This is a genomic window from Actinomyces haliotis (assembly GCF_015355765.1).
Lineage (GTDB): Bacteria > Actinomycetota > Actinomycetes > Actinomycetales > Actinomycetaceae > Actinomyces > Actinomyces haliotis.
On sequence record NZ_JACWNA010000004.1, the window covers coordinates 122947 to 143555 of the forward strand.

At 73.1% G+C, this 20609-nt stretch carries 16 protein-coding genes and 1 pseudogene; 6 read left to right on the forward strand and 11 right to left on the reverse strand.

Annotated elements, in window-relative coordinates:
* Window positions 1-189: 189 nt before the first annotated feature.
* From IXW69_RS03755 to IXW69_RS03765, 4 genes and pseudogenes are all read right to left on the reverse strand, one after another.
* Window positions 190-2646, reverse strand: coding sequence for a heavy metal translocating P-type ATPase (locus IXW69_RS03755; RefSeq protein WP_456048970.1), 2457 nt, complete (start codon window positions 2644-2646; stop codon window positions 190-192).
* Between the two features lie 210 nt (window positions 2647-2856).
* Window positions 2857-3051: pseudogene (locus IXW69_RS12240) on the reverse strand (cation transporter); the annotation flags it as partial.
* Window positions 3052-3301: 250 nt separating this feature from the next.
* Window positions 3302-3565 carry a heavy-metal-associated domain-containing protein gene (locus tag IXW69_RS03760; protein WP_194785035.1) on the reverse strand — a complete coding sequence of 88 codons (264 nt, stop codon included), beginning with the start codon at window positions 3563-3565 and terminating at the stop codon, window positions 3302-3304.
* A 104-nt stretch (window positions 3566-3669) separates the two neighbouring features.
* The gene (locus tag IXW69_RS03765; protein ID WP_067941132.1) at window positions 3670-3951 is read right to left on the reverse strand and encodes a metal-sensitive transcriptional regulator; all 282 of its coding nucleotides are present in this window, start codon (window positions 3949-3951) and stop codon (window positions 3670-3672) included.
* A gap of 167 nt (window positions 3952-4118) precedes the next feature.
* Here IXW69_RS03765 and IXW69_RS03770 point away from each other — a divergent pair, with 167 nt between their 5' ends.
* Complete coding sequence (locus tag IXW69_RS03770) at window positions 4119-4859, forward strand: hypothetical protein (protein WP_194785036.1); 741 nt, start codon at window positions 4119-4121, stop codon at window positions 4857-4859.
* Between the two features lie 276 nt (window positions 4860-5135).
* Here the strand turns inward: IXW69_RS03770 and purB are convergent, their stop codons facing one another.
* From purB to IXW69_RS03785, 3 genes are all read right to left on the reverse strand, one after another.
* Window positions 5136-6578, reverse strand: coding sequence for an adenylosuccinate lyase (gene purB / locus IXW69_RS03775; protein ID WP_194785037.1), 1443 nt, complete (start codon window positions 6576-6578; stop codon window positions 5136-5138).
* Window positions 6579-6910: 332 nt separating this feature from the next.
* Window positions 6911-8104 carry an alcohol dehydrogenase catalytic domain-containing protein gene (locus IXW69_RS03780; RefSeq protein ID WP_194785038.1) on the reverse strand — a complete coding sequence of 398 codons (1194 nt, stop codon included), beginning with the start codon at window positions 8102-8104 and terminating at the stop codon, window positions 6911-6913.
* A gap of 251 nt (window positions 8105-8355) precedes the next feature.
* Window positions 8356-9678: a C1 family peptidase gene (locus IXW69_RS03785; protein ID WP_194785039.1), complete on the reverse strand. Its 1323-nt coding sequence runs from the start codon at window positions 9676-9678 to the stop codon at window positions 8356-8358.
* A gap of 169 nt (window positions 9679-9847) precedes the next feature.
* Here IXW69_RS03785 and IXW69_RS03790 point away from each other — a divergent pair, with 169 nt between their 5' ends.
* From IXW69_RS03790 to IXW69_RS03805, 4 genes are all read left to right on the forward strand, one after another.
* Window positions 9848-10582: an ABC transporter ATP-binding protein gene (locus tag IXW69_RS03790; RefSeq protein WP_194785040.1), complete on the forward strand. Its 735-nt coding sequence runs from the start codon at window positions 9848-9850 to the stop codon at window positions 10580-10582.
* The gene (locus IXW69_RS03795) at window positions 10579-12279 is read left to right on the forward strand and encodes a hypothetical protein (RefSeq protein ID WP_194785041.1); all 1701 of its coding nucleotides are present in this window, start codon (window positions 10579-10581) and stop codon (window positions 12277-12279) included. The genes IXW69_RS03790 and IXW69_RS03795 overlap by 4 nt, the downstream gene beginning before the upstream one ends.
* Window positions 12280-12632: 353 nt before the next feature.
* Window positions 12633-12872 carry a hypothetical protein gene (locus IXW69_RS03800; protein WP_194785042.1) on the forward strand — a complete coding sequence of 80 codons (240 nt, stop codon included), beginning with the start codon at window positions 12633-12635 and terminating at the stop codon, window positions 12870-12872.
* The gene (locus IXW69_RS03805) at window positions 12869-15157 is read left to right on the forward strand and encodes a hypothetical protein (protein WP_194785043.1); all 2289 of its coding nucleotides are present in this window, start codon (window positions 12869-12871) and stop codon (window positions 15155-15157) included. The genes IXW69_RS03800 and IXW69_RS03805 overlap by 4 nt, the downstream gene beginning before the upstream one ends.
* Window positions 15158-15243: 86 nt before the next feature.
* On the opposite strand, the gene IXW69_RS03810 is transcribed toward IXW69_RS03805, so the two are convergent.
* Window positions 15244-15651 carry a phage holin family protein gene (locus tag IXW69_RS03810; RefSeq protein WP_194785044.1) on the reverse strand — a complete coding sequence of 136 codons (408 nt, stop codon included), beginning with the start codon at window positions 15649-15651 and terminating at the stop codon, window positions 15244-15246.
* Window positions 15652-15766: 115 nt separating this feature from the next.
* On the opposite strand from IXW69_RS03810, the gene hisC reads away from it, so the two are divergent.
* The gene (hisC, locus tag IXW69_RS03815) at window positions 15767-16882 is read left to right on the forward strand and encodes a histidinol-phosphate transaminase (RefSeq protein ID WP_194785045.1); all 1116 of its coding nucleotides are present in this window, start codon (window positions 15767-15769) and stop codon (window positions 16880-16882) included.
* Window positions 16883-17082: 200 nt separating this feature from the next.
* Here the strand turns inward: hisC and IXW69_RS03820 are convergent, their stop codons facing one another.
* From IXW69_RS03820 to IXW69_RS03830, 3 genes are all read right to left on the reverse strand, one after another.
* The gene (locus tag IXW69_RS03820) at window positions 17083-18342 is read right to left on the reverse strand and encodes a YwiC-like family protein (RefSeq protein WP_323745159.1); all 1260 of its coding nucleotides are present in this window, start codon (window positions 18340-18342) and stop codon (window positions 17083-17085) included.
* 376 nt (window positions 18343-18718) lie between these two features.
* Complete coding sequence (pgm, locus tag IXW69_RS03825) at window positions 18719-20398, reverse strand: phosphoglucomutase (alpha-D-glucose-1,6-bisphosphate-dependent) (RefSeq protein WP_194785046.1); 1680 nt, start codon at window positions 20396-20398, stop codon at window positions 18719-18721.
* A gap of 102 nt (window positions 20399-20500) precedes the next feature.
* On the reverse strand, window positions 20501-20609 hold a 109-nt coding region (locus IXW69_RS03830), incomplete at its 5' end, for an integrase core domain-containing protein (RefSeq protein ID WP_194784358.1).

Consider the following 20609-nt stretch of genomic DNA (forward strand, 5'->3'; position numbering starts at 1 on the left):
CCACCGCGGTCCACTGCCGTCTGCTGATTCCCCCGCCGCCGCGCGTGTGGACCACCTGCCCGAGTGTGGACCACCTGAGACACCGTCTCAGGTGGTCCACACTCGGGCAGGTGGTCCAAACCGGTGGGGTTCCGGAACTCAGGGCCGGTGGGGCCGGAGAGCCCGGGCGCGGTCGGAGCGGCCGGCTCCTCAGTCCGCGCGGCGCAGCCGCAGGGAGTTCGTCACCACGATGACGCTGGAGCAGGCCATCGCGCCGCCCGCGATCATCGGGTTGAGGAGACCCAGCGCCGCCAGCGGGATCCCGAGCACGTTGTAGATGAAGGCCCAGAAGAGGTTCTGCTTGATGATCCGCAGCGTCTGACGGCTGATCCGGATCGCCGTGACCGCCGCGTCCAGGTCCGCGCGCATGAGCGTGATGTCCGCCGCCTCGATGGCGACGTCCGTGCCCGAGCCCATGGCGAAGCCGAGGCCCTGTGTGCCCGCCTGCGCCAGCGCCGCGGCGTCGTTGACGCCGTCGCCGACCATGCCGACCTCGTGCCCCTGGCCCTGCAGCTCGGCGACGACGTCGCGCTTGTCCCCGGGGAGGACCTCGGCGCGCACGTCCTGCGCCGGGATCCCGACCTGCTCGGCGACGTGCGCGGCGGCGCGGGCGTTGTCGCCGGTGAGGAGGACGGGGCGGATGCCCATCTCCCGCAGCTGCGCGATCGCGGCCTTGGAGGACTCGCGGACCGTGTCCCGCACGGCGAGCACGGCGGTGGCGGCGCCGTCGGCGGCGAGCACGACGGCGGTCGCGCCGGTCACCTGGGCCCGGTCGACGGCGGCGGTGACCGCCTCGGGGACGCTGACGCCCTGCTCGGCGAGCCACGTCGGGCGCCCGACGGCGACCTCGTGGGAGACGCCGTCCAGCTCGACCCGGCCGGAGACGCCGCGCCCCTCGTGGTTCGAGAAGCCCTCGACGCGCGGGACGCCCGGCAGGGTGTCCTTGGCCGCCATCGCGATGGCGGCCGCGACCGGGTGCTCCGAGGCGGACTCGACCGCGCCGGCCAGGGCGAGCGCCTCCTCGCGGCTTCCCGAGACCGGAACGACGTCGTGCTCGACGTCGAGGCTCATGCGGCCCTCGGTGATCGTGCCCGTCTTGTCCAGGACGATCGTGTCCAGGGAGCGCGTCGATTCCAGGACCTCGGGGCCCTTGATGACGACGCCCAGCTGGGCCGCGCGACCCGAACCGACCAGCAGTGCCGTCGGCGTCGCCAGGCCCAGGGCGCAGGGGCAGGCGATGACGAGCACCGCGACGCCCGCCATGAAGGCGTGCTGCAGCGGGTGGCCGAGCGCCAGCCAGCCGAGGAAGGTGAGGAGAGCCAGGCCGATGACCGTCGGCACGAAGACGCCCGAGATCCGGTCCGCGAGGCGCTGCACCGGGGCCTTGCCCGCCTGCGCCGCCGTCACCATCTTGCCGATCCGGGCCAGGGTGGTGCCCTCGCCGACGCGCGTCGCACGCACCAGCAGCGAGCCCGAGGTGTTGACCGTCGCGCCCGTGACCTCGTCGCCCACGGCGACGTCCACCGGCACCGACTCGCCCGTCAGCATCGAGGCGTCCACGGCCGAGCGGCCCTCGATGACGACGCCGTCCGTCGCGATCTTCTCGCCCGGGCGCACCGAGAACAGGTCCCCGGCGCGCAGCTCGTCCACCGGGACGGTGCGCTCCGTGCGGACCGCGTCGGCGCGCGGGGCGCCCTCGTCGTCCAGGACGTCGACGGCGTCCGTCGAGCCCGACGGCGACGTCAGGGTCACGACCGTGACCTCCTTCGCGCCCAGCTCCAGGAGGGCGCGCAGCGCGTCACCGGAGCGGTACTTGGCGCGCGCCTCCGCGAAGCGGCCGGCGAGGAGGAAGGTGGTCACCCAGGCCGCCGACTCGAAGTACATGTGGGCCATGTGTCCCGAGCTGCGCGGCATGAGCTCCATCGTCATGCGCATGCCGAGCTCGCCCGCACCGCCCCAGATGAGGGCCCACAGGCTCCAGCCGGTCGCCGCGATGACACCCATCGACACGAGCGTGTCCATGGTGAAGGCGCCGTGCTTGATCGCGCCCCACGCCGCCTTGTGGAAGGGCCACGCGCCCCAGGTCGCCACCGGTAGGGCCATCGCCGCGACCGCCCACTGCCAGCCGTAGAACTGCAGGGCCGGTGCCATGGAGATGACCATGACCGGGACCGAGAGGATGAGGGACACGATGAGACGCCGCTTGAGGTCGGCGGCACGAGCGATCTGCGACTCGCCGATCCGGGGAGCGGGCTTGGCCTTGTGGCGGGAGGGGGCGGCGGGGGCCGTAGCTCGGCTACCACCCGCCTCACCTTCAGCGGGGCTCCCAGCCCCGCCCTGTGCTGCCGCGGCGGCGTCGGCCTCAGAGCTTCCGGCGGCGGTCGGGTCGGCGAGCACGGCCGCGCCCTCGGAAGCGGAGGAAGAGGAAGAGCCTGTGACCGTGGCGGAGTAGCCGGCTCGGGCTACTGCTCCGAGGAGGTCGTCGTCGGAGACGGAGGCGGGGGCCGTGACGCGGGCCGACTCGGTGGCGAGGTTGACGGAGGCGTCGACGCCGTCGAGCTTGTTGAGCTTCTTCTCGACGCGCGCCACGCACGACGCGCAGGTCATGCCCTGGACGGAGAGATCGACGACCCGCTCGCCCGTCGCGTCGGCGACACCGAAGGAGGCGATGCCCGGCTCGCTCGGCGCGGCGCCCCGGTCAGTCCGGCCCGCCTGGGCCGGTGCGGCCTGTCCCAGCTCGTCGCGGCCCGTGACCTGCGCGGTGTAGCCGGCGCGGGCGACGGCGCCGACGAGCTCGTCGTCGGTGACGTCCCTCGTCAGGGTCACGTGCGCGGACTCGGTGGCGAGGTTGACGGAGGCGTCGACGCCGTCGAGCTTGTTGAGCTTCTTCTCGACGCGCGCCACGCACGACGCGCAGGTCATGCCGCCGACGGCGAGGTCGACGGTCGCAACCGGTGCGTCGCCCGTGGCGTCGAGCGTGCCAGTGAGGGGGGAGCCTGTGGGCTGGCTCATGGATGGATCAGACTCCTGTGATCAGGTGCTGGCTTCTGGATGGGGCGCCGTCGTCCGGTCCGGCCTGGTTCGGCTGGGGCCGGTGCGGCGGCTCCCGGGGACGACGACGGGCCGGTCGCTCGCAATGCGTGTGCGGTCCGGCCCGTCGTGTGCGACGTGTCGCTGGGAACGTGCCTGCACGCTCGGAACGTGGTTGGTGCGCTCGTTCTCAGAGCGCAGGCACGTTCCCAGCGGGAGGGCGGTGGGTGCCTCAGGCGGCGTCGCGCTCGATGGCGTCGACGGTGTAGTTGCCGGCCTCGTCGACGGCCTCGGTGAGCTTGGCGTCGTCGAGGACCGTGTCGGAGACGACGGTGGCGACGGACTGGCCGCCCTGGTTGAGGACGACGGAGACGTTCTTGACACCCTCGAGGGCCTCGAGCTCCTCGGTGACGTGGGCGACGCAGTGGCCGCAGGTCATGCCGGAGATCTTGAGGGTGGTGGTGCGGTCGATGCCGTCAGTGGTGAAGTCAGCCATGGTGTGCTCCCTGGTTCCGGTGGTGGGTGGTGCGGTGGTGCTGGCCGAGTCCCCGGCGTCGGGGTGCTCGGTTGGTCGGTGGGGCGGGCGGGTGCCCGGGCCCGTCAGGACCTCACGAGTCGGGCGATCGCGTCCGATGCCTCGCGGATCTTGGCCTGGCCCTCCTCGTCGGAGGACTGCGCGGCGTGGATGACGCAGTGGCTCATGTGGTCCTCGAGGAGGCCGAGGCTCACGGCCTGCAGGGCCTTGGTGGCGGCGGACACCTGCGTGAGGATGTCGATGCAGTACGTGTCCTCCTCGACCATGCGCTCGATGCCGCGGATCTGCCCCTCGATGCGGCGGAGCCGCTTGAGGTAGTCCTCCTTGGTCCCGGTGTAGCCGGCCATGGTGCCTCCTGCGTCTCGTGCCGTCCTGACGACCATCAAGGTACCCGTGGGGGGTAGGGGTGTCAAGTACCCGAGGGAGTACCGAGAGCCGTTGGCGGGGAGCCGGCCCCGTCCCCGCACGCGCCTCGCCCCTGCCCAGCGTCGTCAGCGCGTGCGATGCTGGGTGCATGAGCGAGCGCATCCAGTCGCGGCCCGAGTCCGCCCCCGCCTCGGACGACGCGAGCCTCGTCAACGACGCCGGCTGGGCCCCGCTCGGCTGGACCCCGTCGGACGCCGGCTGGGTCGACGACGCCCCCTTCGGCTCCGTCCTCGGCGACCCGCTCATGGGCTCACCGCTCTTCGACGAGGCCGTCGTCGAGGAGGAGCGCGCCCGACGGATCGCCTCCTACGGCGTGAGCCCGGACGGTGCCGGTTTCGCAGCTGGTGCCGCGCCGGGCGGCGCACGAGCAGGCGCTGCCCGTACCGCCTCTGACGACGCCACCGCCCGCCTGCGCGCCGACATGGAACGCCAGCAGGCCGAGCTGCGACATCGGGCCGCCCACCAGCAGGCGCGCTCCGTGCCGAACCGTGCCCCCGCACGGTCAGTGCATCAGGCGGCTGCAACCCACGGTGCGCCGCACGGTGCCTATCCGGGCGCGGCCCAGGGAAGGCGTCCGGTCCAGAACCCCTACGCTGCGCCGAGGCAGCCTGCTCAGGTCCGCGCGGGCGCGACCGGCCAGCCGCGAGCAGTCGGCCGCATTCCCTCAGCCCAGGCCGCACGGATGCGCCCGGTCAGCCAGGGTGCCTCCCGCGGTCCTCAGGGCAGGGCGGGCACCCGCTCCGGCAGGGCCGGATCCAGCAAGGCAGGCTCCGCGATCGGGTGGATCGTCATCCTGCTCGTGATCATCGTCAACGTCCTCGGGCACTGACTGCGTCGACCAGACATGGTCAGATCTCGTGACTTCACGGGGTCACGGTCCTGCGGCATCCGGCATCTGCCCCGCAGACCCGCGAGATTCCAACGGCTCGCGTCCGCGCCCCGGCCGATCCCACGGATGCGGCAGCCAGAAGTGACGAGAAGTAACCCCGTCTCCCAGGTGAAGTCGCGCGTCGGGCCCCGCCACCATCACGGTGACGGGGCCCGACGACGTCGTCCGGACTGCGGGGCGCGCGGCTAGGCGCCCGAGAGCGGAATCAGTCCGTTGTCACTTGTCGAGGTGCGCGACGAGCTGCTCGGCGATGCCCGTGTACGTGCCCGGGGTGAGCGCGAGCAGACGCTCCTCGACCTCCGCCGGCATGCCGAGCCCCTTGATGAAGTCCCGCATGGCCTCCGGGGTCACCTTTTTGCCACGGGTCAGCTCCTTGAGGCGCTCGTACGGGTCCGCCATGCCGGTCGCCCCGGCCACGGACGCGGCGCGCATCGCCTGCTGGACCGGCTCGCCCAAGACCTCCCAGGTCGCGTCGAGGTCCTCCGCCAGGCGGTTCCGGTCCACGTCCAGGCCGGCGAGACCCCGGCGGATGTTGTCGATGGCGAGCAGGGAGTGCCCGAAGGCGACGCCGATGTTGCGCTGGGTCGTGGAGTCCGTGAGGTCGCGCTGCATGCGGGAGGTGACGAGCGTGGCCGCGAGGGTGTCCAGGAGGGAGCAGGAGATCTCGAGGTTCGCCTCGCCGTTCTCGAAGCGGATCGGGTTGACCTTGTGCGGCATCGTCGAGGAGCCGGTCGAGCCCTGCGCGGAGAGTCGCTGGTGGAAGTAGCCCAGCGAGATGTACGTCCACACGTCGGTCGCGAGGTTGTGGGCGATCCGGTTGAAGCGGGCGACGTCCGAGTAGAGCTCGGCCTGCCAGTCGTGCGACTCGATCTGCGTGGTGAGCGGGTTCCAGGTGAGCCCGAGGCCCTCGACGAAGGTGCGGGAGACCTCCTGCCAGTCCGCGCCGGGGACGGAGACGACGTGCGCGCCGTAGGTGCCGGTCGCGCCGTTGATCTTGCCGAGGTACTCGGCGCGCTCGACCCGCTTGACCTGACGGCCCAGGCGCCAGGCGAGGACAGCCATCTCCTTGCCGAGCGTCGTCGGCGTGGCGGCCTGGCCGTGCGTGCGCGAGAGCATGGCGGCATCGGCGTTGTCCCGGGCGATGGCGGCGAGGTCCTCGACGAGCCCGCGGGCGGCGGGCAGCCAGACGTCCTGGACGGCGTCGCGCACGGTGAGGGCGTAGGAGAGGTTGTTGACGTCCTCGGAGGTGCAGAAGATGTGGACGATCTCGTGGACGGTCGGCAGGACGGTGGCACCGCCGTCGGTGCCGGTGACACCCGCGTCCGCGGCGGCGTCGAGGCGGCGCTTGAGGAGGTACTCGACGGCCTTGACGTCGTGCCTGGTGACGGTCTCGATCTCGGCCAGCTCAGCGATCTCGTCGGCTCCGAAGGACTCGACGACGCCGCGCAGGTAGGACCTCTCGGCGTCGGAGAGCGTGGGGGCGCCCGGCAGGACGCCGTCGTCGGTGAGGTGGACGAGCCACTCGACCTCGACCGTGAGGCGGGCCCGGTTGAGGGCGGCCTCTGAGAGGTAGTTCGTGAGGGGGGCTGCGACGGAGCGGTACCGCCCGTCCAGGGGACCCAGGGCGATGGCGGGCGTGACGGTGGAGAGGTCGACCATGACGCCGATTGTGCCAGGCGGGCGCCGACGGGTGGAGGAGCGCCCGGATGCGGGAGGGCGCCCGGATGCGGGAGGGCGCCCGGATGCGGGAGGGCGCCCGGATGCGGGAGGGCGCCCGGGCGCGGCGCCTCCCCGACGGCCGGGGCACGGGCGGACGGGGCTCGGGTCGTCTCGTCGACGTCCCGGGACGTCGGGCCAGGGGCTGCGACGGGCCGGGCCGAGGACCTCGGTGGGGAAGGGCGATCCCTTCCGGCACCTGAGGGCCTCGGCCCGCAACCGGTCAACTGGCCTCGGGACTGGGCCTCACCGGTGAGACGTCGCCCGCGGGCGGGTCAGCCCTTGATCATGCCGTGGGGGTCGATGATGTACTTCACGTCGGAGCCCTTGTCGAAGTCGGCGTAGGCCTCCGGCGCCTCCTCGAGGCTGATCACCTTCGGGTTCAGCATCTCGCGCAGGTAGGGCATGCGGTCCCACAGGATCGCCATCATCAGCTGGCGGTTGTAGCGCATGATCGGCGCCTGGCCGCCGGTGATGTGCGGGGACTTGATCCACGCCTGGCCGAAGTCGAGCGCGAAGGTCCCCTCCTGGGCCTCCTTGGACTTGGCCAGCGGGTCGGGGCCGTAGACGCCGATGATGCCGGTGGCGCCGCCCGCGCGCGTGACGTCGAGGACCTGGTTGATGGCGGCGGCCGGGTCCATCGTCCCCGAGTCCTTGCCCAGGCCGTGGGCCTCGGAGCCGACGTAGTCCACGGCGGCGTCGACCATCGGCTCGCCGAGGATCTGCTCGATCTGGTCGGTCAGCGGGACGTCCTGGTTGAGGTCGATCGTCTCGCAGCCGGCCTTGCGGACCAGGTCGAGGCGCTTGGTGTCGTGGTCGCCGACGATGATGCACGAGGCGCCCATGAGGCGGGCGGCCGCCGCACCGCAGCGGCCCACGGGACCGGCACCCGCCAGGTAGACCGTGGAGCCGGGGCGGACGCCGGCCTCGACGAGGCCGTGGAAGGCGGTCGGCAGGATGTCGGAGAGCACGGCCAGGTCGAGGATCTTGTCCATCGCCTGGTCGCGGTCGGGGAAGCGCAGCAGCTGGAAGTCGGCGTACGGCACGAACAGGTAGTCGGCCTGCCCGCCCTGGAAGTCGCCCAGGTTGAAGCCGTAGGCGGCGCAGGCCTTCTCCGGGTTGGCCGTCTCGCACACCTCGGTGCGCCCGGCGCGGCAGTTGCGGCAGCGCCCGCAGGCGACGTTGAACGGGACGGAGACGATGTCGCCCTCGTGGATGAACTCGACGTCGCTGCCGACCTCGACGACCTGGCCGGTCATCTCGTGGCCCATGACCATGCCGTCCGGGACGGGGAAGGAGCCGCGGTAGATGTGCAGGTCGCTGCCGCAGATGTTCGTCGCGATGATCTTGAGGATGACGCCGTGCGGAGCCTTGCGGCCGTCGGGCATCTCCAGCTTCGGGAAGTCGAGGGTGTCGACCTTCATGTTGCCGGTGCCGTGGAAGACGACGGCGCGGTTCTGAGTGCTCATGGTGCGCTCCTGACGTAGGGGTGGGCGCACGACCGGCTATCCGAGATCGCCCACGATGTTTCGATAACCTCTTCGGAGTATGGGCGCGTGAGGCGGCCCCTGTCCACCGCTGAGGCGAGCCGCGCCATGAATCCGCTCCGCGGGAAAGTCTTTGACTCTCCCCGGGCCTTTCCTGGCAGCGCACGCCCTGCCCGGTCCGGTCTGGTCCTGCCCTGCCCGTGGCAGGGAGGGGCCCGGGGCGGGTGGTGGTCTCAGAGCATCGGGTCCCAGTGCGGGAGGATGACGGCCTCGGCGTTCAGGGCCGCGCGGACCTCCTCGGGCAGGCGGTCCTTGCGGACGACGACCTCGTACACGTACTCGTCGAACCACGAGTCGTTCATCGTGTTGAACCCCTTCTGGCCGAACTTGTCGCCCCAGGAGTTCTCCACCCGCCAGCGCCGCGGCTCGCCGTCGACGAGGTCCACGCCGGTGAGGCACATGGCGTGCGTGAGCATCGACTCGCGCGACTCCATCCGCTCCGCCTTCGTCATGGACAGGTCGACGCCGTACAGGCCCTCGTAGTCGTGGAGCGCGGCGTCCCAGATCCCCGCCTCGCGGTCGCGCTGCTTGGCGACGTCGCAGGCGAACCACACGGGCTCGCCGTCCTGGATGGCGCTGATCGCCGCGGCCTTGAGGACCTCGAGCTCGGCGGTGACGTGCTCCTGGGTGGGCTGCTCGACCATGAAGTCGGTGCGGTCGATGCCGTACCTGGTGTTGATCTTGATGGACTTGCGCGGGTCGTGGGCGACGACGACGAAGTCCTCCAGGCCGTGCACGTAGCGGTCGCGGAACTCGACGGGCGTCAGCTCGCCGACACGGTGGAACTCCTTCTCCTTGTCCCGGTACTGGAAGACGAAGGAGGTCGGCGGCACGCCCAGGTGGATGGTGAGGAGGCGGTGGACGTCGGTGAGGGCGGCCTCGCGGGCGGCGGCGACGGCGTCGTCGTCTCCGGCCTTCACGGCGGCGCGGACCCGCAGGCCAGCACGGCGCAGGACGGTGGCGAGGTGGTTGTTCATGGCGTCGCTGTTGGCCGCCGACTCCGTGTCCGGCATGGCGTCCTTGGGGACGAGGCCGTACTTGCCGATGAGGAAGGCGACCTCGGGCCAGTAGCCGCCGTCGCCGGTGGGCGCGTCGAAGTCGTCGGAGACGTTGCGCTCGTAGAGGTCGAGCCGGGCGCGGGCGTCGCGCTCGGCGCGCTCGAGGAAGCCGTTGGCCTTCTCCAGCTTGTCGTAGAAGTAGATGAAGTTCTCGGACAGCTCGAGGGAGTCGACGCCCAGCTCCTTGATCATCGTGGCGCGCAGCATGTTGAGACCAGCGAAGGCCCAGCAGCGGCCGGAGTGCTTCTGGTCGGTGATCGAGGCGTCGGGGATGAGGTCGGAGACCGTGGTGTCGATGGAGGTGACGACGCGGCGGTCCAGGCTCAGCTTCTCGACGCTCGTGGTGGCGACGGCGTTGCCGGCGACGCGGGCGGCGGCGTCGGAGAGGACGGCCGCGTTGCGCTGCGCGGCCCAGGAGGTGGAGACGGGAGTGGTCATGGGGCTGAGGGTAGCGCCGGGGTGTGACGGTTCCGGCCCCGCGTTTCGACCCGCCCGCGCCCCGAGATCGAAGGGTCGCTGCCCAGATCGCCGCCTTGTCGCGCGATCTGGGGGGCGACCCTTCGATCTCGACGCAGCCAGAGGGCGTTGGGCGCGCGAGAATCAGGGCATGAGCAAGCCGTCAGCGGATGAGCCCGCCGTCGAGGTCCGCGGCCTCACCAAGACCTTCGGGCGCGGCCGCCGCGCCGTCACCGCCCTCGACGGCCTCGACCTCACCGTCGCGCCCGGAGAGGTGGTCGGCTTCCTCGGGCCCAACGGTGCCGGCAAGACGACGACGATCCGCACGCTCCTCGGTCTCATCCGCGCCGACGGCGGCACCGCCCGCGTCCTCGGCCTGGACCCCTGGGACGATGCCGTCGCCGTCCACCGCCGCGTCGCCCACGTCCCCGCCCACGCCTCGCTCTGGCCGAGCCTCACCGGCGCCCAGGCGCTCGACGCCCTCGAGGGGCTGCGCGGTCTTTACCAGCACCCGGCCCGCCGCGACGAGGTCATCGAGCGACTCGACCTCGACCCCTCCCGCAAGGTCCGCTCCTACTCCACCGGCAACCTCCAGAAGGTCGCGCTCGCGGCCGCCTTCAGCGTCGACGTCGACCTCCTCGTCCTCGACGAGCCGACCTCCGGCCTCGACCCCCTCATGGAGGAGGTCTTCCGCCAGCTCGTGCGCGAGGCCGCCGGCCGCGGCACCGCCGTCCTCCTGTCGAGCCACGTCCTGAGCGAGGTGGAGGCGCTGGCCTCGCGGGCGGCGATCGTCCTGCACGGCCGGGCCGTCGACGACGTCGTCCTGACGCCGGGGACCGACCTCGAGGCGGTCTTCCTCGCCCACGCGCGCGAGGGCGTCGCATGAGCGTGCAGGACGCCGACGGTGTGAGCGCCCCCGAGCTCACCGACCGGTTCGCCGAGCTCCTCGCTGCCGCCTCCCTGGCCCGCGCGATCCTGCGGCGCGAGGCGCGCGGCCTCGCCGTGTGGGCGCTCGGGCTTGGGGTGCTCGCCTGGTACTCCTGCGCCGCCCTGCGCGACACCTACTCGACGACGGCCCTGCGCGCCGCCGCGGGCGCCCTGGAGCGCACCCCCGGCGTCGCCGCCTTCACCGGCCCCGGCCTCGGGCTGGAGCGCGCTGCCGCCGGTGACCCAACGACGGCTCCCGCCGTCTCCGCGATCGTCGCCAACGAGGTCCTGCTCTACGTGGCCCTCGGCGCCGCGGTCCTCGCGATCCTCACCGTCATCCGCCACACCCGCGCCACCGAGGAGACCGGCCAGGCCGAGCTCGTCCGGGCGGGCGCCCTGCGGCGCGGGGCTGAGGGCGGCGTCGTCCTCCTGGTCCTGGACATGGAGCTCACGGTCGTCGGGATCGCGGTCCTCGTCGGCCTGCTGCTCGGAGGCTCCGCCGTGGGCGGCTCCTTCCTCTTCGCGGGGGCTGCGGCCGGCGTCGGCGCCGTCATGGGCACGACCGCCCTCCTCCTCGCTCAGCTCGCCCCCTCCGCACGGGCCGCCCGGGGGCTGTCGCTGCTGGCGCTCCTCGCCGCCTTCGAGACCCGCGCGCTCGGCGACGTCCTGCGCGTCTCCGACCGACCCGGCGGCTGGATCTCGCTGCTGTCCCCGATCGGCTGGGCCCAGGCCACCGGCCCGTGGACCGTGAACCGGTGGTGGTGGCTGCTGGTGCCCGTGGTGGTCGCCGACGTCGTGGGGCTGGTCGCGCTGCGCCTGTCCACCCGCCGCGACATCGGCGCGCCGTCGTTCCCGCTGCCCGAGGCGCCTGGCGCCGACCGTCCCGGACCGCGCGGCCACCTCGCCCTCGCCCTGCGCACGCGCGGCACCGCTCTCGCGTGGTGGGTGGTGGCGGGCGTCGTCGTCGGCCTCCTGTACGGCAGCCTCACCGGCTCGGTGCAGGACACCCTCGGCCGGATGCTCGAGCAGTCCCCGTACCTGCAGGCCTTCCTCGGCGGGCACCTCACGCCGCGGAGCTTCCTCGACACCGTGCTGCTCTACGTCGTCCTCCTGGGCGCGGCGGCCGGCGTCGGGCTCGTGCTGTCCGTCTGGCGCGAGGAGCTGGGCGGACGGGCCGACGTCTTTGTCACCGCCCCGCGGGCCCGCGCGACCCGGCTGGTCGACGGCGTCCTGGTGGCCGCGGGCGGCAGTCTCGCTGTGCTGGTTGTGGGCGGCGCGTGCCTCGGGGTGACCGGGGCGGCGACCGCCGGCGACTGGGCCCTCGCCCGCGACACCCTGCTTGCGTCGCTCGGCGCCTGGCCCGCGTGCCTCGTGCTCATCGGGACCGGCGCGCTGCTCATCGGGATCGGCCGGGCCGCCGGGGCCGTCGGCTGGACGCTGTACGCGGCGGCGGCGTGCGTCTCGGCGCTCGCGGGCGCCCTCGACCTGCCGCAGTGGGTGCGCGACCTCTCCCCGCTCACGCACTCACCTCGGGTGCTCGCGCTCGGGCTGGGCGCCGACGGTGTCTCCTGGACCGGTGCCGCGGTCATGCTCGTGCTCGCCGTGCTGCTCGCCGCCGCGGGGGCCTGGCCGACGGGTCGCCGCGACCTGCGATGAGGGCGGGCTGGCGCCTTGCGCCCCAACCTCGCGCGGCGCTGACTGCGCACGGTGCGGCCGGCCCGCCCGCGTTTGGACCACCGTGCCGTGCCCGTGACTCCCCGCGTTCGGACCACGGTGCTGGATTCGGACCACCGTGCCGTGTTTGGACCACCTGAGCCAGTGGCTGGGGTGGTCCACATTCACGCAGGTGGTCTAAACACGTGGCACGTGGTGGCCCGGTGCGGTGCGCGGGCCGGGGCTGCGAGGGCCCGGTCACGCGCCGGACCCCACAGGCGGCGCCGTGAGGGGTCCGCCCCCAGGGTTGACGGCGTGCCCGACACCGCCCACGGCGCCGCTCCTAACGTCGAGGCATGAGCACCCTCCACGTCGCCCTCGCCCGCGACGACGTCGATACCGGCGTCGCGCTCGTCCCCGACGCCGTCCCCGCCTCCTGGACCGGCACCGCCGCCACTGCCTGCCAGACCGCCCTGGACGAGGTCCGCAGCCTCCTCGCAGGACTCCCCGGGCTGCTCGACACCGCGCAGGCGGCCGTCGCCGCCCTCGACGCCGCGGACCCCGCCACCACCCAGTGCGCGGCGGTGACCCCGTGACCGCCCTCGCCACGCCACGCACCGACCCCGTGGGCACCGGTTCCGCCGCGCCACCGGGCACCGCCTCCGCCATGCCCACCGCGGCCTCCGCCGTCGCTGGGACTGCGCCCTATGCGACCGGCCCCGGCACCGCCGTCGCCGGGCCGGACGCCACCGGCCTCCCGCTCGCGCCCACCGGCGCCGGGGCCCGCCCCCTCACCTGGCCCGGCATCGCCGGCGGCGTCACCGCCACCGTCCGCGGAGGCGACACCGCCGTCGACACCGCTGAGCTCGACGACCTCGCCGCCTCCCTCACGACCGCCGCCGGCTGGCTCGACGACGCCCTGACCCAGGTCCAGGTCGCCAGCGCCCAGGTCTCCGCCGCCGTCGCCCCACCCGAGCCCGACGGCGTCGCCGACCCCACCCGCACGCCCTTCTCCGCCTGGTACGACGGCGTCGCCACCCTCCCCTCCTTCGGCCCGGCTGTCGGTGGCCCGGTGGCGGCCTCACAGGTGGGCGCGGCCTGGACCGCCCTCGCGCCGCACAGCCCTGGTCTCGCTTCGAGCGTCTCCGCGGGCCTCGCCTTCGAGGTCCTGCGGTCCGACGCCCTCGACGCCCTCGACGCGCTCACCGCCGGCCCCGGCTCCCTCGCCGACGCCGCCACCCGGCTGCGCGACCTCGCCACCGACCTCGCCACCACGTCCGAGGTCTACGCCGGCGCCGAGCAGGCCGCCTCCCAGGGCTGGACCACACCCGCCGTCCTCGGCCTCCTCTCGGGGGTCTCCGGGGTCGTCGCCGCACGCACGAGCCTCGACGAGCGGGCCGTCGCCGGCGTCGCCGCAGCCGAGGTCCTCACCCTCGACGGCATGCTCCTGCCCGACGAGGCCGCCGACGTCCTCCACGGACTGTCCGGCGTCCTCGCCGACGAGAACCTCGCCGACTGGGCCCGCCAGGACCTCCTCGCGATCGCCGTCCTCGGCCTCTGGGCGCAACGGGCCCGCACCGGCGAGGAGGGCGAGACCGTTCAGACCTACCTCGCGCAGACGGCCACCCGCCTCGACCCCGAGATCCGCGGGCACCTCCCCGACCGGCTCCCGCACGGCTCCGGCACCATCGACACCGACGAGCTCACCCCCGTCCAGCGAGTCGCCGCCTACCTCGCCACCACGATGGCCGCCAGCGGCGCCCTCCGCTACGGCGCGCGCACCGGCGTCACCGTCATGCCCCACGGCGGCGCCGCCGTCACCGTCCCGCGCGACGCCGCCGACCCGCGCGGCCTGCGCACCGCCGTTGGGAGCGCTGAACCCGTCGGGGCCGCCACCGTGCCCGTGGGGGCCGCCGGCGTCATCCGGGCCTCCAACGCGCTCAAGCACGACGACGCGGACCCGTCGACCGGCGTCGTGGGGATTCTCCGCACCGACCACGCCGACGGGCACCGCTCGTGGACCGTCCTCGTGCCCGGGACGACCGACTGGGACGGCGGCGACTCCAACCCGCAGGACATGCTCACCAACCTCGAGGCGGTCGCCGGGATGCCCACGGACATGGAGAGCGCCGTCGTCACCGCCATGCGCCAGGCCGGCATCGCGCCGGGGGAGGAGGTTGCGCTCTACGGCCACTCGCAGGGCGCCATCACCGCCGCGAACCTCGCCTCCGACCCCGCCGTCCTCGACCGCTACAACGTCACGACGCTCCTGACCGCGGGCGGACCCGTCGCGGGCGCGGCCGTCCCCGCGAGCGTCCACGCCCTGCACCTCGAGAACGCGGGCGACGCCGTTCCCGGCACGGACGGCGCCGACAATCCCTCCTCGCCGACCCGCATGACCGTCACCCTCGACACGACCGAGGTCGGGCGCAGCGCCTACCCGCACGGGGCGCTCGAGTACGCCGACGCCGTCGACGGACTCGGCGGGGACCCTGCTGTCGACGCCTGGAACGAGCGGCTCGACGCCGTCACCGGTGCGGGGGAGAAGGGGGCGCGGACCGCGGAGCTCGTCTTCGACGTCGAGCGCGAGACGCCGGAGACCGCGTGGGAGCGGACCGACGAGGTCGTCGACCGGACCGTCGCGGCGGGTTGGGACGGCTACGAGGTCGTCAGCGGTACCGTGGCGAACACCGTCGAGCAGGGCTGGGACGGGTACGAGAAGGTCGTGCCCGCGGCCGCCGGGGTCCTCGACTCGGGCTGGGCCGGGTATGAGGCGCTCGGCCGGTCGGCGTCGGAGACGACGCGCGAGACCGTTCGCGAGCTCGCCGCGCAGGACGACCACGGCACCGGCCGGGCAGGTGGCGTGCCGTGGAGGGACTGAGTCGTGCTCGGAGGAGAGGGGAGTGGCTGCGTGAGGTGAGCGTGCCTGCCGGCCGCCCTCGTCAGGGCCGCGGGCCCACCGCGACCTCAGTCCTCGCGGGGCCCGATGACGCCGACGACGATCGCGGAGATGACCGAGACGATGACGGAGCCGATGACGGCTGCGCCGAAGGTCTCCGCGTGCAGGCCGAGCGCGACGCCCGCCGAGCTGCCGACACCGACCAGCGCGTCCGTCACCTTGCTCGTCAGCAGCAGCATGAGGCCGTTGACGACGAGGGCGAAGAGCCCGAAGGTCAGGACGTAGAGCGGGAAGGCGAGGGTCTTGGCGATCGGCTTGACGATCGAGTTGACCAGCGCGAGCACGAGGCCCACGACGAGCAGGTTGACGATGGTGAGGCCGAGGGACGGGTTGCCCGGGATCGACAGGCCCGTGACGACGGCGACCGCCAGCCACAGCCCGGCCGCGTTCCCGACCGTGCGCGCGAGGAGCTCCATGCCGACATTCTCGCAGCCGCCCCTGGGACGAGGCTGAGGATTCGGCGCCGGGAACGCGCGTCTCCGCACGCGACCGCGCCCGGCGTCACGGGCGCCCCGGTGCCAGACTGCCCGCATGAGCACGCCCGACACCCCGCGCAGCACCGGCACCACCGTCCACGTCCGCGACGCGATCACGGCGCTGCCCGCCTACGTCCCCGGCGCCCGCCCCGGCAGCGACGACGTCGCCAAGCTCTCCAGCAACGAGCTGCCCTTTCCCGCGCAGGACGCCGTCGTCGAGGCTGTCGCCCGCGCCGCCGCCGGGATCAACCGCTACCCGCAGATGGCCGGTGACTCTCTCGTCGCGGCGATCGCAGCCCGCTACAGCGACCAGGGCGTCACCCCGGAGCAGGTCGTCGTCGGCAACGGGTCCGTCGCCCTCATCCAGCACGTCCTCGACACCGTCTGCGACGAGGGCGACGAGGTTGTCCTGCCCTGGCGCTCCTTCGAGGCGTACCCGATCTGCGTCGTCGTCGCCGGCGCCACCGCCGTCAAGGTCCCCGTCACCGCTGACGGCCGCCACGACGTCCCCGCCATGCTCGACGTGATCACCCCGCGCACCCGCGTCGTCATGTCCTGCTCGCCCAACAACCCCACGGGCCCGGCACTCACCGCCGCGGAGCTGCGCCAGCTCGTCGACGGCGTCCCCGAGGACGTGCTGCTCCTCGTCGACGAGGCCTACCTCGACTTCGTCACCGACGACGCTGTGGGCGACGCCCTCGACCTGCTCGACGGCCACCCGAACCTCGTCGTCTCCCGCACCTTCTCCAAGGCCCACGCCCTGGCCGGCATGCGGGTCGGCTACCTCATCGCCGAGCCCGGGATCATCTCCGCGATCCGGGCCGTCGCCACGCCCTTCGGCGTCAACCTGCCGGCCCAGGCGGCCGCTGTCGCCGCCCTCGACCCGGAGGTCCTCGCAGAGACGGCGCGGCGTGCCGGCATCGTCGCCGAGGAGCGCGACCGGGTGGTCCGCGTGCTGCGGGAGCGCGGCTGGACCGTGCCCGACGCGCAGGGCAACTTCTACTGGCTCGCCGTGGGGCAGGAGACGGCCGCCCTCAACGCGCACCTCGCTGCCGCGGGCGTGCTGGCGCGCCCCTTCGTCGGCGAGGGCGTGCGCGTGTCCATCGGGACCCGCGAGGACGACGACCGCCTCCTCGCCGCGCTCGACACCTGGACCGGCTCGCGCGGCTGACGTGCCGTCTCGCGCCCGGCCCCCAGCGCGTCTTTGGACCACCCGGCGCAGTGCGGACCACGCCGGCCGGCGGCTCAGGTGGTCCAGACGCGGCTACGTGGTCCGAACCGGGCTCGGCTGGTGCTGGGTGGGCTGGCGCAGGAGCATGCCCGACGGGGCGGTGGCTGCCTGGGGACGGGCGGCAGGCGTGCGCTAGCGCCTCACCAGGTCGCGATGGTCAGCAGGAAGATCACCTCGAGGACCATCTCGACGATGCCCATCGTGCCGGGGCGCAGCGGCTTGTGGGTCTCGCGCACGAGCTGCCACTGCTTGCGCGGCATCCACCAGGACCGCACCGCGAGCGCCACCCACAGGATCGCGTGGCCCCAGCCGAGGTAGCCGCCGGTCGCGAGCCACACCGCGGCCGCCGCGCAGACCGCGTGCACGCCCACCGTCCAGGCGAGCAGCCTCGTGTTGAAGCGCTCGCGGATCATGAGCTTGATGTAGGGCACCGACAGGCAGAAGTACGCCACGACGGACGCCGTCACGAGCCACATCCACGGCCAGCCGGTGAGCAGCCCGTTCGGGCTCGTCCCGCGCAGCGCCTCCGCGCCGGCGCCCGTCCCGAGGAAGCCGCCCTTGCCACCGACGGCGAGCTGGTAGGTCACGGCCGCCATGAGGCTCGCGGCCGCCGTCGTCGACAGTCCGGACAGGAGCGAGCGCTCGCGTCCGCGCCACACCTCCCACCCGGCGATGAGGAACAGGGGGAGGAAGACGACGGCCCACTGCAGCAGGTACGGCGCGGCGAGGATCGTGATGAGCCCGAGCACCGCCGTGAAGCCCGTGTAGACGACGAGCGGCGGAATGAGGAGCTTTCGGCGGCGCGGCGACCGGGTGCGCAGCCACTGGGACCACGCCCAGTACGTGAGGTAGGCGCCGAGCCAGGCGGGCACGAGCAGCAGGTTCTTCCAGGAGAAGCCGCCCACGACCCAGCCGACGATCGCGGGCATGACGAGCATCGCCCAGGCGCCGTGCTGGTTCGGGACCCAGGCCTTGCGCCCAGGCTGCCGGCGGATGCGCTCCTGCGTGGCCTTCTCCTTGGCGACGCGCTGCTTGACGGCGCCCTTCGTGGTGGAGGTGACGGCGCCGATGGCGGTCCCGGCCTCACGCGGGCGGCCGGTGGCGAGCATGACGTCGTCCTCGGGGCCCGGGAGTGACTGCTGGGAGGGGGCGCGCCGCGTCGCCGCGGCCTCGCCGCCGTCGTACCGGTTCCCGACGGCGTCGCCGACCTGCCCGGGGTGGCTCACGACGGCGTCGTCGACGACGACGCTCCCGTCCTCCTGGGTACGACCGACGTGGGTGCTGCGTTCCCCGGCGGCCTCGCCGGTGGAGAGGAGGACGTCGTCGTCCGGGCCGGGGCGGGACTGGTGGGAGCGCAGGCGGTCGGGCTGCGAGGGCTGAGACGGGCGGGACTGTGTCACGCCGTCACCCTAATAAGCACGGAGCGTTCCGGCACTTGAGCGGACGGATCGTCAGGTTGACGGCACGTCCGTGCGAGGCGTCCCCGGCGGTCTCGCCCGCCCACTCACCCCGTGGTCGTCCGCCTGATTCACGTGAAACAAGCTGTCGACGGGTGGGCTGACGATCGACCTCCGGCTGGAGGACCGTGCATGGGGCGTTCGGGCGCAGCGAGCCCACGCGGGGCCGCCGCCTGAGTCGCTGCCTCAGCCTCGGTCCGCCGTCACTCCGCCTCGGCGCCGGAACGCACGAGCGCCGTCGGACCCTCACGGTCCGACGGCGCTCGCGGTGCTCCAGCCGGCTCAGCCTTGCTCAGCCCAGCCGGTGACGGTCAGCGCGTCACTCGCCGAGTGCGGCGGCGACGACCTTCTTGGCCTCCTCCTGCACCTCGGCGAGGTGCTCGGCGCCCTTGAAGGACTCGGCGTAGATCTTGTAGACGTCCTCGGTGCCGGACGGGCGCGCCGCGAACCAGGCGTTCTCCGTCGTCACCTTGAGGCCGCCGATCGGCGCGTCGTTGCCGGGGGCGCGGACGAGCTTCGCGGTGATGGGCTCGCCGGCCAGCTCGGTCGCGGTGACGTCCTCGGGGGAGAGGGCCGCGAGCTTCGCCTTCTGCGGCTTCGTGGCCGGGGCGTCGATGCGGGCGTAGGCCGAGGCGCCGAAGCGCTCCACCTGCTCCTCGTGCAGCTGCGACGGGGTCTTGCCCGTGATGGCGATGATCTCGGAGGCGAGCAGCGCCAGGATGATGCCGTCCTTGTCCGTCGTCCACACGGAGCCGTCCTTGCGGAGGAAGGACGCTCCCGCGGACTCCTCGCCGCCGAAGCCGACGGAGCCGTCGATGAGGCCCGGCACGAAGTGCTTGAAGCCGACGGGCACCTCGATGAGCGTGCGGCCCATGTCGGCGACGACCCGGTCGATGAGGGAGGACGACACGAGGGTCTTGCCGACGGCGGCGGTCTCGGGCCAGCCGGGGCGGTGCGTGAAGAGGTACTCGATGGCGACGGCCAGGTAGTGGTTCGGGTTCATGAGGCCGTCCGGCGTCACGATGCCGTGGCGGTCGGAGTCGGCGTCGTTGCCCGTGGCGACGTCGTAGGGGGTCTTGCCCTCGGCGTCCGGCGTCATGGCGCCCCGCAGCGAGGCCATGGCGTTGGGCGAGGAGCAGTCCATGCGGATCTTGCCGTCCCAGTCCAGCGTCATGAAGTGCCAGGCCGGGTCGACCTCCGGGTTGACGACCGTGAGGTCGAGGCCGTAGCGCTCGCCGATCGCGGCCCAGTAGTCCACCGAGGCGCCGCCGAGCGGGTCCGCGCCGATGCGCACGCCCGCCTCGCGGATCGCGTCCATGTCGATGACGTTCTCGAGGTCCGCGACGTAGGTCTCGAGGTAGTCGTGCTTGACGACGTAGTTGCCGTCGAGGGCCTCCTGGATCGGGACGCGCTTGACGTCCTTCCAGCCGTCCGCCAGGAGCTCGTTGGCGCGGTTGGCGATCCAGCTCGTGGCGTCGGAGTCGGCGGGGCCGCCGTGCGGCGGGTTGTACTTGAAGCCACCGTCGCGGGGCGGGTTGTGGGACGGGGTGACGACGATTCCGTCGGCCAGGCCCGGTCCGGTGGTCCGCACGCCCGTCTCGGTCCCGGCGCCGTTGGCCAGGAGGATCGAGTGGGAGACGGCCGGGGTCGGCGTGTAGGAGCCGCGGGCGTCCACCGCGGTGGTGACGCCGGCGCCGGCGAGGACCTCGATGGCGGTGCGCCAGGCCGGCTCGGACAGGGCGTGGGTGTCGCGGCCGATGTAGAGGACGCCGTCGGTGCCCTGCGAGCGGCGGTACTCGACGATCGCGGCGGTGGTGGCGACGATGTGGGCCTCGTTGAAGGCGGTGTCGAGGGAGGAGCCGCGATGGCCCGAGGTCCCGAAGACGACCTTCTGCTCGGGGACGGCCGGGTCCGGAACGAGCTCGTAGTAGGCGTTGACGACCTCGTCGACGTCGATGAGGTCTTCTGTCTGAGCAGGCTGTCCTGCGCGTGCGTGCATGGGCTCAGTGTGGCACGCGGCACTGACGTCCGGGTGGGACTCCAGTAAACGGACGGGGCCGTCCCACGGCGACGGCGGCCTAGGTGTTGGTGGCAGACAGGTTCATGACAGTCGGCTGGTTGGAGGTAGACCGTTGAGCGCGGTGTGTCCGCGTTCAGTGTTGTAGTGCTCGATCCAGGGGGCAAGGGCGTCGCGGCGCTCCTGGTTGGAG